A 16142-nucleotide genomic window follows, 5' to 3' on the forward strand; every position below is an offset into this window, starting at 1 on the left:
TTGAAATAAGTGATTTAGCAGTGATGGAATTACGAGGGATTTAGACGGGTCAAACAACTTTCTGCTTATATGATCATACTACAACGTTGAATAAATTCAGCCACCGTCGTACGAAAGCCATTTAGCTTCAGATCAAATTGTATAATGCGATCGCTAGAGGTGGATCTGACTTTTAGGTTTTTTCCTTTAGCCAGTTGATGGATGATCTGACCAAACATCCACTCTTGCTCATCTCTCAATATCACAGACTGGCTAAACCCTTCCAGGTTCGTCGATAATGAATGAAAGTTATGCGACTCCTGATCATCAATACTAAGTTCGACAGCACCGCTCTTTGCGCTTGAATCAGGCAATTGTGATGATTGAACAACAATGACTTTTGCTCTGGTTTGAGGTTCGCAGCCAATCGTTACCGACTGCCCTACTGCTTCATTATTCATTACCAAAAGAAGCCCCATTTCATCAGACAGCACTTGTTGCGGCAGCATGAGCCATAACAATGCGATTAATCCTGCTACCTTCCATGTGTTCATATCGCTTCCCCGTCGCTGACCTGCTCGTCCATGAGCATCAAGGCCGTATCTGAAATCATGGAAATATCATCAATGATCTGGATATAGAATGCTATTCGACCTTTTGATAGAGCGGTAAGGAGAAGGGGCGATCGTGAACCAACAGTCGAGGGGTAAATCAGAAGAATACTGAAAAATTAGTACTTAAGTATGAGTGTTTAGCGTTGATAGGGTCAGCGGATAATCGTATAAGAATGAGAAAGTCATTTTGAACACTGCTAACAACTCTGGTAGCAAACAGTGCAATTAGAAGAATAGATATGAGAAACAAATATGGCGGAGGGACAGGGATTCGAACCCTGGGTAGGCTATTAACCTACGCTGGTTTTCAAGACCAGTGCTTTCAACCGCTCAGCCATCCCTCCAAGGATGATCTTTCTGCCGCAGATGGCATCAGAAACTATGTTATAAAACATGCTGAAATGGCGGAGGGACAGGGATTCGAACCCTGGGTGGGCTATTAACCCACGCCGGTTTTCAAGACCGGTGCTTTCAACCGCTCAGCCATCCCTCCGCGACGAGGCAAATACTACCTGAAAACAGAATTCTGTCAACGCCTTGATCGTTGAAGGCACTCACAAAGGCACCTTCTTTACGGCCATTACCACCAGACATACCATCAACCCGGATGCAGTACCGTAGTTTTACTTGAATCACCGCTTACCAAAGCGGGGAGCCAGCTTCACCATCTGCTGTAGAAGCCAGTTTAATGTTCTTGGCATCAAGCGCGCCTGAATGTACGTCAACTTGCCCATAATGCCCGGTACAATCATATACTGCTTGCGTCTGATGCCCTTCATGGCTGCCCGGGTCACAGTACTTACCGGTATTGTCCCACCAATGTCTTTGATAAAGCGGGTTTCCGGTAACACATGATCCCGCTCTGCGGCTACCATTGGGGTATCCACTTCTGGCGGGCAAAGCACTGACACCGCAATACCGTGACCGTGCAACTCCTGTCGTAAAGCGCCAGCCATACCCAGCACCGCAAACTTGGACGCACTATAGGCACTGTAACCATAGGTTGACACTGTGCTGGCCAGCGAACCGACAAAGCAGACATGACCAGACTTCTGTGAAACCATCTCCGGTAGAAATGCTTTGGCAACCGCTCTGCTGCCAAGAACATTTGTATTCAGAATACGCTCAAAATCTTCATCGCTCTGATCCAGAAATCGTATGCTTTGCAGAATTCCGGCACTGAGGATTAACAAATCAGGCATGATGCCTTCTTGCTGAATAGCGTCAACACAGCTTTGCAATTGTACTTTATTAGCGACATCAACGGAGAAGGTGAGTATTTTTTGCTGCTCATTCAACGCCAACTGACGACACTGATCTTTTGCTGAACTGAGTTTTTCTGTGTTTCGAGCCAGCAAAATAATGTTGCAACCTTTTGCAGCATAAGCTTTTGCCAGATCAAGACCAATCCCACTGGAACCACCACTGACCAATACAGTTCTGAACATCTCTACTTCCCAACGTTGTTTTTTTTATGCGTGAAATACTAACAACGAATAGTGGGCGGGTCACTGAACACCATCAACACTTGTCACAATTTCTTAATGTTCGAAAGCTATAACAAGAGAGGTCTCTCATCTAATTATTCCAAACCTGGTGCCCAATGATCATAAAACAACTCGCAACCATCCCTCTTGTCACTACGCTCGCTCTATCGGGCTGTGCAGTTGATAGACAATCAGCCAATATCGATCACCCGGAAATTCAGCCGGTCGGTCGTTTCGCATCAGGCACATTCTTTGATGGCGCCGCAGAAATTGTCGACTGGCACAACGAAAGTCAGTCGATCTTTGTCGTCAATGCTGGAGACAAAAGTGTCGACATTCTGGATGCCAGTCGTTTAACCAGTGAAGCACTGGCAAACCCACTGACCGATTCAAACCTGACCAAACGAGGCAGTATTGATCTGCAAGGCTATCTACCAAACATCGAGCTCGGTGCTGCCAACAGTCTTTCGGTGCATGATAATTTACTGGCGGTAGCTGTCGAGGCTGCCAACAAACAGGAACTGGGGGTTGTGATTCTGTTTACTATCAACCATCAGGGCACTGTCACTTACAAAGACTACGTTCATACCTCTGCCCTGCCCGATATGGTGACATTCACGCCAAATGGACAGTATGTGCTTGTCGCTAATGAAGGTGAGCCTTCCAAAGATTATAAAGTAGATCCAGAAGGTTCTATCAGCCGAATTGAGATCCTCAATAATGGCACGGTTGGTAACGTTACACAGATAGGGTTTTCAGACTTTAATCAATACGGTTCCCGCCATCATGAACTCAGCGACCAAGTCCGTGTTTTTGGGCGTAATGCCACGGTCGCTCAAGATCTGGAGCCCGAATACATTACGGTTTCCGAAGATTCAAAGATGGCTTTTGTCAGCCTGCAGGAAAACAACGCACAGGCCATTATTGATATCGAGCGGGCCGAGGTCGTCAAGATCTTTCCCCTGGGTTATAAAGATTATGGAAAATATACGGCAGATATCAGCAATAAAGATGGTGGTGTCAACCTGAAAACCTGGTCGGGCGTATATGGCATGTATCAGCCTGACACCATTGCCTCTTATCAAGTGGATGGAAAAACCTATGTCGTGTCTGCCAACGAAGGCGATGCCCGGGACTATTGGTATAACAGCCCATCTAAAAGTGACTGCATTGCTTCCGGCGGCCTTAAATACGACGAAGAGGATGGTTGCCTAGCCTTCACCGAAGAATTTCGCGTTAAGAAAATCAAGGTGTCCAACAACCACCCTAACGCGTCAAAAGCTAAAGATAATGCCGGGCTGGCTCGGTTAAAAATCACCAATACATTAGGCGACACAGACAATGATGGCCAGTTCGAACAACTCTACGCTTATGGCGGTCGGTCGTTTTCAATCTGGGACGAAGCAGGAAATCTTGTGTTTGATTCTGGTGATGATTTTGAGCGCATCACGGCGGACATTCTCAAATCCGACTTCAACAACAATGACGATGAAACCAAAGGTGATAATCGCAGTGATGACAAAGGCCCTGAACCTGAAGCCCTTGCCATCGGTGAAATGAATGGACGACATTATGCATTTATAGGCCTTGAGCGCACCGGCGGCCTGTTTATGTACGACATCTCCCGACCTGATGCGCCAGAATATGTCCGCTATATTCATAATCGTGATTTTTCTGTTGATGTATCTGATCAACCAGAACTGGCTGGTGATCTGTCGCCTGAAGGCATGGTGTTTATCGATAAAGCGGACAGCCCAACAGGCAACCCACTGTTGGTGATTGGCCACGAAGTATCTGGATCAACATTAGTCTATGAGCTTTTCTGATCTAACCCAGGCATAAAGAGGATGCGGTTTTGGGTAAACCCATACCACATCCATTCAATTAAAGCGCAATTAGAACCAGTTGCTCTGCATATCGAATACGGTCTGATCCGCTGCTTTCATAACGGCAATGTCACGCTGAACAGTCGGCAGTTCCCAGGCAAAGAAATAGTGCGCCGCCTGCACCTTACCCCGATAGAAAGCCTGCTCTTGTTCGCTACAATCTCCGGCCAGCTTTGCCTGCGCAATACCAGCTTGCTTTAACCATTGCCAGGCGACAACGGTATGCCCCATCAATGTTAAAAATGCATGACTATTGGCCAACGCTTTATCGGGATTTTCACGCAACTGCCGACCCACCGTCATCATGATTTCGGTGATCGCTGCCAGAGTGGATTGCAGTTGAGTCACCCAGTCGTTAAATACTTCAGGACTGTTCTCCATCGTCAGCGTCATTTCTCTATGCAGTAATTTAAGCCCCTGACCAGATTGCATCCAAACTTTGCGACCCAATAAATCGATAGACTGTATACCGTTGGTTCCCTCATGAATCGGGTTCAGACGGTTATCTCGCCAGCACTGCTCTACTGGGTATTCACGGGTATAGCCGGCACCGCCAAGCACCTGAATTGCCAAATCATTGGCTTTTAGACAAAACTCCGAAGGCCAGGCCTTGAGTATGGGTGTTAAGAGATCCAGTAACAGCTGAGCCTCTTCGCGCTTGCTGCTGCTTGCACTGTTGATATCATCCACAAGACTGCAGCCGTATAACCCAAGAGCCAAACCGCCTTCTGTGTAGGCTTTCTGAGCCAACAGCATACGTTTCACATCGACATGTTCAATAATTGACAGTGGTTTTGAATCCGGGTGGCTGTTGGATGGCGACCTGCCCTGCTCCCGAGTCCGGGCATACTCTAATGAGTGCTGATAACCTCGGTAACCTAAAGAGGTCGCGCCCATGCCCACCATGATTCTCGCCTCATTCATCATCTGAAACATGTACTTCAACCCCTGATGCGGCTCGCCAATCAAGTAGCCGACACAGTTACCCTGTTCTCCAAAGTTTAGGGCGGTTGAGGTTGTCCCGCGGTACCCAAGCTTGTGAAATAATCCTGCCAACGCCACATCGTTACGCTCAGCCGGTTCACCGTTTTCATCCAGAAGAAATTTAGGCACCAGAAACAACGAAATGCCTTTCACCCCGGCAGGTGCGCCTTCGATTTTGGCAAGAACCAGATGAATGATGTTATCGCTGAGTTCATGATCTCCGGCGGAGATATACACTTTGTGCCCTTTGATTCGATAGGAACCATCATCCGAGGGCGTCGCTTTGGTGACGATGTCCGCCAGAGAAGAGCCTGCCTGAGGCTCCGTCAGTGCCATGGTTCCGGTAAAACGACCTTTAAACATGGGCGGCAGAAATTGTTGCTTTAGATCATCAGACGCAAAATGTTTGATCACCCGAGCGGCGGCTGTCGTAAGAAAAGGATAAGCGACAGTGGAGACATTGGCTGCACTCATTACTGCCATGCAAGCGGACATCACCGACTCTGGTAGTTGCATGCCGCCATTTTCATAGAGCTCTCTCCCAGCAATAAATCCGGCGCCAGCGATTGCGTCAAAAGCATCTTTCACTTCCGGTCGCATGGTGACCTTTTCACCGTCAAACACTGGCTCCTGTTCATCCACCAAACGGTTATGGTCAACCAGATAATCCCGGGCTATTTTTTCGGCGACATCGAGGACCGATTCAAACGTTTCCCGGTCGTGATCCTGAAATGCACTGCGGGTACACAGTTGTTCTACATTGAGCATGTCATAAAGCTGAAATGCCAGTTCCCGTCGATCAATTAAGGTGTCCATCAGTCGCTCTTCTTATTATGTATTTTATGAGCGGTAGGATGACAAAATTCCAGGGAAAACTGTAGCCTCAGATATGACATAACTCTGCTCACGCATGAAATTCATAAAAAAACATATTAATTTGGCTGATTTTGACGCATTAAGACGATGTTTTCTAAACATTGACCGGTATCAAATCCATCATAACTTCCTCACTTTTTTGCTTAATACGCCAACATTTCTGCCTGCTCCATTATTGACCCTGAGATTTGATTCCCTTAATGTCTATATCCAACCATCCCAGAAACGCATAGGAATCAGGCGAACTATTCAATGGGCAATTTCAACGCTTCCAGATCCTGGATATTACTCGACTTTAAAACCGCTTTTTCGTTCCCTCATTAATTCCTTTCTATTCGCTTTCCAGCTATAGACAGCTTCGTGCCGTCTTAAGTGGCTTCATCGTGCGCCTGATCTTTATTCAGTTTCGCAGGATTTCATTCGGCCACTAAAAAAGCCTCTGGCGAATACCTCTATACCCGTCGCCTTTCAAGTTGCTACTTTGTTGGCTGTCCTCACTCACCCCAATCACCTACTACTCGTAGGCTCATGGGGATTCACTCGGTTGCCGCCGCGTAGCAACTTGAAATCCTTTGGGTATAGATCATTTCGACGAATTTAATTTACGAGCATCGTGCTCAAACCGATAACAAATAAATAGTTAAGAGATAACAGGTGCAGTCATGGAAAACTTTAAACATCTTCCAGAACCATTTCGTATTCGTGTTGTTGAGCCGGTAAAACGCACTACCCGTGAGTATCGCGAAGAAGCCATTCTCAAAGCAGGCATGAACCCATTTCTGCTGGACAGTGATGACGTGTTTATTGATTTGCTTACCGACAGCGGTACCGGCTCCATCACGCAGAATATGCAAGCCGCCATGCTTCGTGGCGATGAAGCCTACAGTGGTAGCCGCAGTTATTATGCCTTGTCCAATGCTGTGAAAGATATCTTCGGCTATGAGTACACCATCCCGACTCATCAGGGCCGTGGCGCAGAGCAAATTTACATCCCGGTGCTGATTAAAAAACGTGAAACCGAAAAAGGCCTGGATCGCAGCAAGATGGTTGCTCTCTCCAACTACTTCTTTGACACCACTCAGGGTCACACGCAGGTAAACTGCTGTATGGCAAAGAACGTCTATATTAAGGAAGCGTTTGATACTTCTGTTCGCGCTGACTTTAAAGGTGACTTTGATCTGGACAAACTGGAAGGTGAAATTCTGGATGCAGGTCCAGCCAACGTTCCTTACATTGTCAGCACCATCACCTGCAACTCCGCCGGTGGTCAGCCAGTTTCTATTGGCAACCTGAAGGCGGTGTATGACATCGCGCAAAAATACGACATTCCGGTGATCATGGACTCTGCCCGGTTTGCTGAAAACGCCTACTTTGTTCAGCAGCGCGAACCGGGTTACCAAGATTGGAGTATCGAAGCAATCACCCGTGAAGCTTATAAGTACGCAGACGGTCTGGCCATGTCCGCCAAGAAAGACGCCATGGTTCAAATGGGCGGCCTGCTCTGTTTTAAAGACGACACCCTGTTTGATGTATACACCGAATGCCGTACGCTGTGCGTCGTCCAAGAAGGTTTCCCAACCTATGGTGGCTTGGAAGGCGGTGCCATGGAACGTCTGGCAGTTGGCCTTTACGACGGTATGCGTCAGGATTGGTTGGCTTACCGAATTAATCAGGTTGAATATCTGGTCAATGGTCTTGAAGCTTCAGGCGTTGCCTGTCAACAGGCTGGTGGTCATGCTGCCTTTGTGGATGCAGGTAAACTGCTGCCTCACATTCCTGCCGAACAATTTCCGGCTCATGCTCTGGCTTGTGAACTCTATAAAGTAGCGGGAATTCGTGCCGTTGAAATTGGCTCTTTGCTTCAGGGACGCGACCCAGCCACCGGCGAACAATATCCATGCCCGGCTGAATTATTGCGCCTGACCATTCCTCGAGCTACCTACACTCAAACTCATATGGATTTTGTGATCGAAGCCTTTGGAAAAGTGAAAGAGAACGCACATTATGTGAAAGGTCTGGAGTTTACTTACGAGCCTCCCGTTCTTCGCCATTTCACAGCCCGACTCAAAGAAGTGGGATAAATACCATTCATTTACTTTACGTTTTCATTTAGCTCAGTCGTGACTCAATACTATATTGAGTCACGTTGGCACTGAAAGCTATCGAAAATACGACAACCTTTTATAAGCCTATGCCCAATCAGCAATAGGTTGTATATTCATGCGATGAAGCGACAACAAACTGTCTCGAGTCAGGCATAAGTTGGCAGTAATTTTCATATTACCTCTGCATATTTGTTCGTTGATCATGCCGTCAAACGTCGTAATAATAGCCGTCGGATCTGTCGATGCAAATGCTCCTGAGATAGTATTATAAAAATCCCCCTGCGCTGGTCGGAATTGACCCAACCAAGAACAGAGTAACTTAATACCTTCATCACATATTCTATTGAAGCCATTCATGAGCAATTGATTCTCAATAACGGGAAGGCTCCCTCCGCGCTCCCTAAGAACAATCAACCCTGTTATCCCTTCAAAAATGGCTTTCAAACCATCATCTCGCATTCTTTCGTTGGTATTATTACCCTGAAACTGAATAGCCATAAACTGCTTGGACAAGGGCTCCCAAATTTGCTGGATAGGTGGACCCGGAAGTACTGGCACAACATGACTTGCGATTCCAGACAATGTGGCTGACTGCGGCTGAATTGGTGCAGCACGCTGAGCAGAAGGGATCAAAGGTTGAGAGAACGGCATCATGGCCGGATGGACAGCCCTTGGAAAGGGCATTCGGATTGCTGGCTGTTGTATCGGTAATGGTTGTCGGGGAGCAGAACATGGAACTGCATTTAAATACGGCCGTTGCATTGGGTGTATTGTGTTTGGCATCTGACAAAGAGGCCCTATTTGAGCTATTGCAGGGTCAACAGAAAACTCAACTTGCGAAGGAACCGTCGATATGCTTGATTTCTGATGATAAGTGCCTGGTATATAGGGTTCTGCACCGAAGTTTAACGTTGGTTTCTGCTGATAATTCGGTGGATCATACGAAGTAGAAGTAACATAGCGAGGATAATCACTGTCTCCGATTGAGACGGGTTCACCTCCATCAAGTACAACTTGTTCTGCGATCTGTTCTGCAACGCTCAACTGCCTAATCATGTTTTCAGGATGTACAATAGACTCTTGTTCTGCATGCAATGCCAAGCCGCTTTCAACCTGTTTTCTATCATCCTCGACTAAGGATTCATCTGCATGATCGCTCTTACCACCATAAACCACTCTAGTAATAGGCACATCTTCAGGCAGAACTTGAGGTAGAGGCTGTTCGTTAAAACCGGAATTAACCCGCCTGTCATCTCCACTTTCGGATTGAATACCCCCACTCTCAGCTGAATTTGGAGCAGAAACGACTTCCTCAAAGCAGAATCTAAATAGATCCGCTTGTTCGCACGGCTCATTATATCCAGCTATTTCTACAGGAACTAAAGGTGTCGAAGGCACTTTACTCTGGGGCGTTTTTCGATGGTTAACCAATGAAATGACTGGTTTGACAACAGAAGCTGAACTAACCACATTCTCCCCCGCCCCTTCAATCTGGTTGTTTCTGGAAGCTGTCATTGATGTGGGCTTGTATACGGGGGACTGAAAAGACTTTTGCTTATCTTGTTTAATTTGCTTGTAAGCTTCACTCCATTGCTCTGTCACATCGCTTAAATTTTCTACCTTCAGCTGTTTTCCACTTTCTCTTTTATGCACCCATTCCGATAGAATTTCCAGTTTATCATGATAAGAAACTACTTTCCCTATATGCTGTTTAAATACATTCAGTAGAGCTCTTTCATACAACCTCCCAACCACGGAGTTTGGAATCCCGGGTGCGATTTTGATAAAATTAACCAGCAAAACGACGTCATTAAGGCAGATTTTATGTCTTTTACTAGAAACCCTCTCTATAGAGTTCTTAAAAGCCATACATGCCGTTTTAGCCCATTTATCCGTTGCAGCATTATTTTTCAAAATATTAATATAGGGCATTAGATCCAAAAAAACTTGTTGACACATCTTCATTTTTTTCGCGATAGCATCATTTTTTTCATAGTTACTTTTTTGCACCCTACATTGATGATCCTTAGCTGAAGTATATTCTTTTAAAACTGGCAAAAAGAGTTCAGCATAAAGCAGCTCTCGCATTTTATTGATAGACCCGAGCCTTTCCTTTCCTCGAGACCATGTTTTTATTTCATCTAACATCTCTTCCGTTCGTGTAATGAGTTCACTACAAACCCCAGCAGCTTCAAATGCGCCTTCCTTCGTTTCTGTATTTAAAGCATTATACATACGGCCAATCAGACGCTCGCACTCCAACTGATCCAATTTACTGCGGATCTTCCTTGAATCCTGCTCAGCGTGTTTCGTTGACGGATGATGTCTCCTGTATAGACTGAGACAGTCCTGCCCAAGCCATTTAAATGGAGATCGCCCCAAATCATAAGTCAACTTTTGTAATTTTTCAGTAAGACCAAAAGTGCCTCGTTCAGGTAAGCATGAATATGTTTTCTTCACCAATGCAGGCAGTAAAACCTCTAAATCCTTTTTTAAAAAAACCATTAAAAGAATCGATTCTTTATATTTTTCCTGAAATTTATACAGCACCTCTAGCATTGACGTGTACTGACACAAGCTGAGATTTTTCTTAGTTTTACTCATATAAATAATTTCACTCAACTCCGCTCGAAACAATTCCTGCAATTGTCTTTCCTGGAAAGAGGATAATTTACCAGCCAAAAACTCTTTCTGCCTAATCTCAAGTCCCTTGTGATAAAGAGCATCATCAATTGTCATTATCTCAGCTTCATTTTTAGAAAAATAATTATTTATCTTATTCAACACTCCAAAAAAATTACGCACTTTATCATCTTCAATAAACCCCATTTTAATAAGAGCTGACGTATCACCAAGCAACCAATCTAAAATATGCTCAACCGAATTCAAGCAATGATCAACAGGCTCATCCTTTAAAAAAGAATGATATTTAAGCTCATTACCAACTAAGGCAAGGCAAAGATTTTCCAATTGCACATGAAGCTTTTTTTATCAGAATTCTTATCCGAGATAAAATTAAAATACTGACACATAATGACAAGCTCTTCATAAATAGCCCACCCTTCGCCTTTCTGAACACTGGAGGACATCTCGTCAATCGCTCCCGGTAAGCTCTTTAGAAAATGGGGACCAATGTGTTTTTTTAAAAAGGCATAGTTCTCATTTTTTTTTGCTTCCGATCTTTTTTTAAGTTCTCTAATCTCCTGAGTCACCTGCAATATGAAGCTGATAGCACTTTTTTCTTGCATACGTACCGTATCCAGCTTTTTTGCCGCTTCTTTAACAGCATCACCAAAAAGCAGATCCGGCTTAAACGTTCCCCGTTTTAACAAAGGCCCATGGATATAGTGGGAGGCCCCTTCAGCTCTTGACTTCATCCATGGCATTGCCATCTCTGCAGGTTTAACTGCTCTTTGGTTGGATCTAGACACCTGTGAATGAGGATTATTTGATTGATGCACACGATGATGCCCACCAACTGCACCAGTTATACGAGTTTCAGATGGCATTACTGACTCCTTATCTAATGACCTTGATAGGTTGGACAACTTTTTTGATGAAATGCACACCTAAATCCTATTTTTTTTTATTATGCTTGTACCCTCAAACCTATCAGAAGATAAATCTATAGGTGTACAGACATGATTCCATAGTCAGCACCTGCCAAAAAAACCTCTGACGATACACCCTACACAGAATAATAAACGACATATTCTAAGTAGTTGACCAAATGAAATCATATTTTCTGAGCAAGTGGCCAACCACTCTCGGCAACTTGCTCCTGCGTTGCTCTACCTCCTGCATCCATGCAGTCGTACTGCGTTACAACTCTGGTCACATAGCTACCACCCACAGGGCGTAAAGGCTATGCTCCCGGCGTTGCGCCTTGCATAGTAACTGGCCACTCACCCAGAAATATTCGATTCCATTTGCACAACTACTTATGTGTGATTGCAATAAAATGACCTGTGATAAAAAGACAACCTTGTTACTGATCAACCTCAACCCTAAAACAACGTAAGCGGTAATTATTACCCACCTGTTTTCAGGTGAGTTTTTGATTCCAGGGAAGCAGCTTTTCTATATCTTCAACTGATTCCGCTCTCGGCAGGTAGGTAAAAACGGTTTTCAGATACCCGCAAGGTTCCAGGCCACAAGCTTTTGCTGTTTCTACAAGGCTATAGAGATTGGCACTCGCTTTCGCACCATCGACACTGTTGCTGAACAACCACGCTTTGCGACCCACAACGAATGGCCGAATAGCATTCTCGGCCAGGTTATTATCCATGCGCAGATAACCCTCTTCGCTCGACTGCATGGATGCTGGAGGTAGAGTAACGCAGGAGCAGTTACCGAGTAGCGAATGAGTTTGCCCCATTGGTTATGAAGGTAATTCAGCGCTTTGCCCAACAAGGTTTTTGGTGGCACCTGGGGTAGTGATTTATCCAGCCATTGTCGTAGTTGTTGTAGGATCGGCAGGCTTTGCTCCTGTCGGATTTGCTTGCGCTCTTCCGGAGGGCTTTCCTTGATGCTTTGTTCGATTCGATACAGTTTTCGGATGTAGGCCAGGCCCATATCCGCCTTACCTGTTTTGTTTTTGCCTTTTTGGCCTTTTATAGCTTCATCGAATTTGCGCCTTGCATGGGCCTTTATGCCCTTCGGGTGCAGCAGCCTTGATTGATTATTCCCGGCAGGCGACCGATAGCTGCGTAGCCTTCATACCCGTCGGTTTGCAGGTATCCCTGGTAGCCATCCAGCAGTTTCAAGGGAACTGAACCACTTCGGCTGGGTGAGTAATCGAACAGGATGATTTTCTGCCCAGCTGCGGGTTCTGCTACCTGAACCCACATGTAGGACTGGCTCTGGGCTCGCTTGCCTTCTTCGTTTAATACCTGGGTGACGGTTTCATCACAGTGCACCAGTGGTGCTTCCAGCAGTTTGTCCCGCATCAGGTTGATTAATGGTTGCACCAGGTCGCCACAACGAACCATCCATGCCGAGGTGGTTGCCCGGGCGATATCAACACCTAAGCGAGCCAGAATAAATTTTTCCTGACGATACAGCGGCAGGCCATCGACGTATTTACTCGTTGCAATAAAGGACAGTAACCCCGGTGTCGCTATGCTGCCCGGAATGGGTTGGGCTGGCATTTTGGATGTGGTCACTCCGCTTTCACAGGAACGACAACCGTATTTAAACCGGACGTTTTCAATGACCTGGATTTTTGCCGGGATAATGTCCAGTTGCTCGGTGACCTCTTCGCCGATCCGGTGCAGTTCACCACCACAGCAGCTGCATTGTTTTTCGTCATCGTTGAGGTCATGTTCTTCCCGAACCCTCGGAAGATGTTTGGGCAGTGGTTTTCTGCCCGGCTTTTTGCGGGTGTGTTCCGGAACGGTAACTTCTTCAGTCTCTTCCGGTTCAGTACTTTCGGGTTCTGGCTGGTCTTGTTCCGCTTCATTAAACAGGTCTTGCTGATCCGGCGAAGACTTTTCGCTGGAAGCACCAAACTGTTTGTGCAGGAGAATGCGTAGTCGCTCTTCCAGTAATGCATTCTTACTGATCAGGTTTTTTACGAGTGCTTTCAGGCTGGCCGGATCATCGGGCAGCGGTTCAGGTAAGGCTTCCATGCCGATTCAAGGTAGATGGTCAGGCCAGTATTGCCAGTGCATCAGGTTAACGTCGTGTATTCCAGGGGCGGATGGGGTTTGGCGGGTTGAATATCATAACCATCCAGCAATTGGTTGAGTACACTGCCAACAATGGCTTCCGATGCATCAACACCCGGCCATTTGAAACGAAATTTTTCCAGTCGCTTGTACGACCACCATGGATGGTGGAAGTGCAGATTATGCAGGAGCATTAATCTGTCCAGAGCACGAAGCCATTTCGCTCCCAGTAAAGCAGCTTCACCTTGTCCCGCTGACGATTACAGAAGACAAAAATCATCGCAGAGAAAGGTGACTGGTCAGTTTCCTGTTCCACCAGAGCGGCCAGACCATCAATGGATTTGCGCATAGTGCGCCGTTGTGGCGCGTTTAATAGATTCTTAAAGGAGAAGTTGCACTACTTCGGACGTGTACAAAGCACCGACCTTAGGTAAAGGGGAAATCCCTGAGCTGAGTGTAGCATGGTCGGAAAAGGCGTTCTGAGGGCTAGAAGTCAAAGCCCAAGACTGACGTCAGCTACGATGCTATGGCTAAGCCCATACTGGTTGAAGCCCAGCAACAACAGTGGGTAACTAAGTCGCCCCCCTCGAAAGACTTCTGGTAACGGGGTGGGCTCCGACCCTCAACTGAGATGTGCGTAGTTGAAACAAGGGCCGAAGTTCGGAGCCGCTGGCCAAACTGCATAGCAGTACAGGTAATACGTTGCGGAAAGGCAGCCTAAGGCATCAGGAACTATGAGCGCGTAACTGCGGGATCGCCTAAGGGGAGCAATCCCTATGGTGACGGAGCGATCGTAGTAGTCAAATGCCTGACATAACGGTCAGGACATGGCGAAGGGTCGCAGGTATTAATCATCTGGAAGAGAGGTAATCGCAATGGAAGTCGTCAAAACGACAGCCGATGGATTGGCTCAAATTCGGATACTTGCAGAGGTAAACCGGAAAGACAAAAACAGTGTTAACCGAAAACTCTACCGGTTGCTATGTGATGAAGCAGTATTGATTACCGCTTATGAAAATATTAAAAGCAAAGCCGGTAACATGACAAAGGGTTCCGATCACAGGACTCTTGACGGGTACTCACTTGAGATGATCAGGACAGTGATTCAAAAGCTTGAGACTGAAGATTTTCAGTTCTCTCCCGTAAGAGTTCAGGAGATTCCAAAGAAAAGCGGAAAGGTTCGTCAGCTGGGCATCGCTCCACCGCCGGAAAAGGTCATACAAGAAGCCGTGAGGATGATTCTTGAGGCGATTTATGAACCGACTTTCAGTAAAAGGAGTCACGGATATCGTCCAGCGAAAGGCTGTCATACAGCATTAAAGCAGGTCTATAACCAATGGAAAGGTGTCAAATGGATTGTTGAGGGTGATATTAAAGGATTTTTCGACAATGTAGATCACCATGTGTTGATTGGTATCTTGCGAAGACGAATAGAGGACGAGCGGTTTATCAAGTTAGTCTGGAAGGCTCTGAGAGCCGGAAAGCTGGTTGTTCCGACGGATCACAAGGGCAAGCCGAAAACCCGTGGAGGCCGATACCTTGGAACCTATTTCCAAACCAGGGTAGGTACACCCCAAGGGTCAATCGTCAGCCCAATCCTTGGGAATATCTATCTGCACGAATTTGACCGAAAGGTTGAGGAATGGATAGAAAAAACCAAGGCGCTCAAAACCGCAAACAAGGAAACCCACGAATATAAGCAGATATACAATCGAGCGAGAAAGTTGTCTGGCAAGGTTGATCACCTGGTTGAAGTGGGAAAAATGGAACGAGGCAGTCAAGAGCATAAGGAAGCGATCAGGAAGATCAGAAATATTCGAAAGCAACGGAGTAAAACGAAGTACTATGACGATACTTACCGTGCCGTCAAGTATGTCCGATATGCGGATGACTGGCTCATAGGAATCTATGGCCCTAAGGAGATGGCGAAGGAAGTCAAAAAGCAGGCTGAAGAGTTTATCAGGCTGGAATTGAAACTGGAGCTGCCTCCCGAGAAAACCCTGATCACAAGACCCGACAAGGAAAAAGTGAAGTTCCTTGGGACGTATATTAAATCCGACCCCAAGGGGCATACCTCCAAACATAAGAGCGGCCGTGCGAAACGGGCGACACTTGCGCGTACCGGCGCGGGAAGCATCAGGCTTGAAGCTCCGGTCATGGAGTTGATGGGCAAACTGGTTGAGGATGGATTTGCTCAGAAAGGGTCTTTTAAGGGAAAAGCGCGTAGAGATTTAATCCCGAAACAGGAATGGGAAATAGTCATGTACTACAACTCAGTCTTGGGAGGAATCCTGAACTACTTCTCTTTCGCTGCCAACAGGCCAAAAATAAGCTGGATTGTATACACGCTCCAAAAGTCATTGATGCATACATTAGCGAACAGGAGACGCTGTTCAATCCGGCAGATCTGGAAAAATGGTAACGGTAAGATTACAGCCTTAAAGCCAACCAAAGAAGGTATACGACCAGCAATTCCCGCTCTTTCCTGAAGCCTCACAGCTGCAAGATGTACAGAGGAGGTAGAAAAACACAGCCCGCACAA

The 16142-nt window shown here is 46.2% G+C and carries 10 protein-coding genes, 2 tRNA genes and 1 pseudogene; 3 read left to right on the forward strand and 10 right to left on the reverse strand.

Annotation, left to right across the window (positions count from 1 at the left end; translation table 11 throughout):
• Positions 1 to 65: 65 nt before the first annotated feature.
• The 4 genes from Q1B11_RS09265 to Q1B11_RS09280 form a co-directional block, all read right to left on the reverse strand.
• Positions 66 to 533, reverse strand: coding sequence for a hypothetical protein (locus Q1B11_RS09265; protein WP_299731111.1), 468 nt, complete (start codon positions 531 to 533; stop codon positions 66 to 68).
• 313 nt (positions 534 to 846) lie between these two features.
• Positions 847 to 937 (reverse strand) — tRNA-Ser (locus Q1B11_RS09270).
• A 58-nt stretch (positions 938 to 995) separates the two neighbouring features.
• A tRNA-Ser gene (locus Q1B11_RS09275) sits at positions 996 to 1086 on the reverse strand.
• 139 nt (positions 1087 to 1225) lie between these two features.
• Entirely contained in the window at positions 1226 to 2041 is an 816-nt protein-coding gene (locus tag Q1B11_RS09280; RefSeq protein ID WP_299731114.1) for an SDR family oxidoreductase, read from the reverse strand.
• A gap of 155 nt (positions 2042 to 2196) precedes the next feature.
• Here Q1B11_RS09280 and Q1B11_RS09285 point away from each other — a divergent pair, with 155 nt between their 5' ends.
• Positions 2197 to 3906, forward strand: a complete 1710-nt coding sequence (locus tag Q1B11_RS09285) for a choice-of-anchor I family protein (protein ID WP_299731117.1) — start codon at positions 2197 to 2199, stop codon at positions 3904 to 3906.
• A 69-nt stretch (positions 3907 to 3975) separates the two neighbouring features.
• Here the strand turns inward: Q1B11_RS09285 and Q1B11_RS09290 are convergent, their stop codons facing one another.
• Positions 3976 to 5766, reverse strand: a complete 1791-nt coding sequence (locus tag Q1B11_RS09290; RefSeq protein ID WP_299731120.1) for an acyl-CoA dehydrogenase — start codon at positions 5764 to 5766, stop codon at positions 3976 to 3978.
• Positions 5767 to 6488: 722 nt separating this feature from the next.
• Here Q1B11_RS09290 and tnaA point away from each other — a divergent pair.
• Positions 6489 to 7907 carry a tryptophanase gene (gene tnaA, locus Q1B11_RS09295; RefSeq protein ID WP_299731123.1) on the forward strand — a complete coding sequence of 473 codons (1419 nt, stop codon included), beginning with the start codon at positions 6489 to 6491 and terminating at the stop codon, positions 7905 to 7907.
• A 108-nt stretch (positions 7908 to 8015) separates the two neighbouring features.
• Here tnaA and Q1B11_RS09300 read toward each other — a convergent pair whose 3' ends face one another.
• From Q1B11_RS09300 to tnpB, 5 genes and pseudogenes are all read right to left on the reverse strand, one after another.
• Entirely contained in the window at positions 8016 to 10907 is a 2892-nt protein-coding gene (locus tag Q1B11_RS09300) for a hypothetical protein (RefSeq protein ID WP_299731126.1), read from the reverse strand.
• Entirely contained in the window at positions 10877 to 11440 is a 564-nt protein-coding gene (locus tag Q1B11_RS09305; protein ID WP_299731129.1) for a hypothetical protein, read from the reverse strand. The genes Q1B11_RS09300 and Q1B11_RS09305 overlap by 31 nt, the downstream gene beginning before the upstream one ends.
• 536 nt (positions 11441 to 11976) lie before the next feature.
• Positions 11977 to 13561: pseudogene (locus Q1B11_RS09310) on the reverse strand (IS66 family transposase).
• 41 nt (positions 13562 to 13602) lie between these two features.
• Positions 13603 to 13794, reverse strand: a complete 192-nt coding sequence (locus tag Q1B11_RS09315; protein WP_299731132.1) for a hypothetical protein — start codon at positions 13792 to 13794, stop codon at positions 13603 to 13605.
• Positions 13794 to 13949: an IS66 family insertion sequence element accessory protein TnpB gene (gene tnpB / locus Q1B11_RS09320; protein WP_299731135.1), complete on the reverse strand. Its 156-nt coding sequence runs from the start codon at positions 13947 to 13949 to the stop codon at positions 13794 to 13796. Before tnpB ends, Q1B11_RS09315 begins: the two co-directional genes overlap by 1 nt.
• Before the next feature lie 526 nt (positions 13950 to 14475).
• Here tnpB and Q1B11_RS09325 point away from each other — a divergent pair.
• A complete protein-coding gene (locus Q1B11_RS09325) occupies positions 14476 to 16089 on the forward strand; it encodes a reverse transcriptase/maturase family protein (protein ID WP_299731138.1) in 1614 nt (537 codons plus the stop codon).
• Positions 16090 to 16142: the final 53 nt, after the last annotated feature.

It is taken from the genome of uncultured Endozoicomonas sp., assembly GCF_947495845.1.
Taxonomy (GTDB): Bacteria; Pseudomonadota; Gammaproteobacteria; order Pseudomonadales; family Endozoicomonadaceae; genus Endozoicomonas.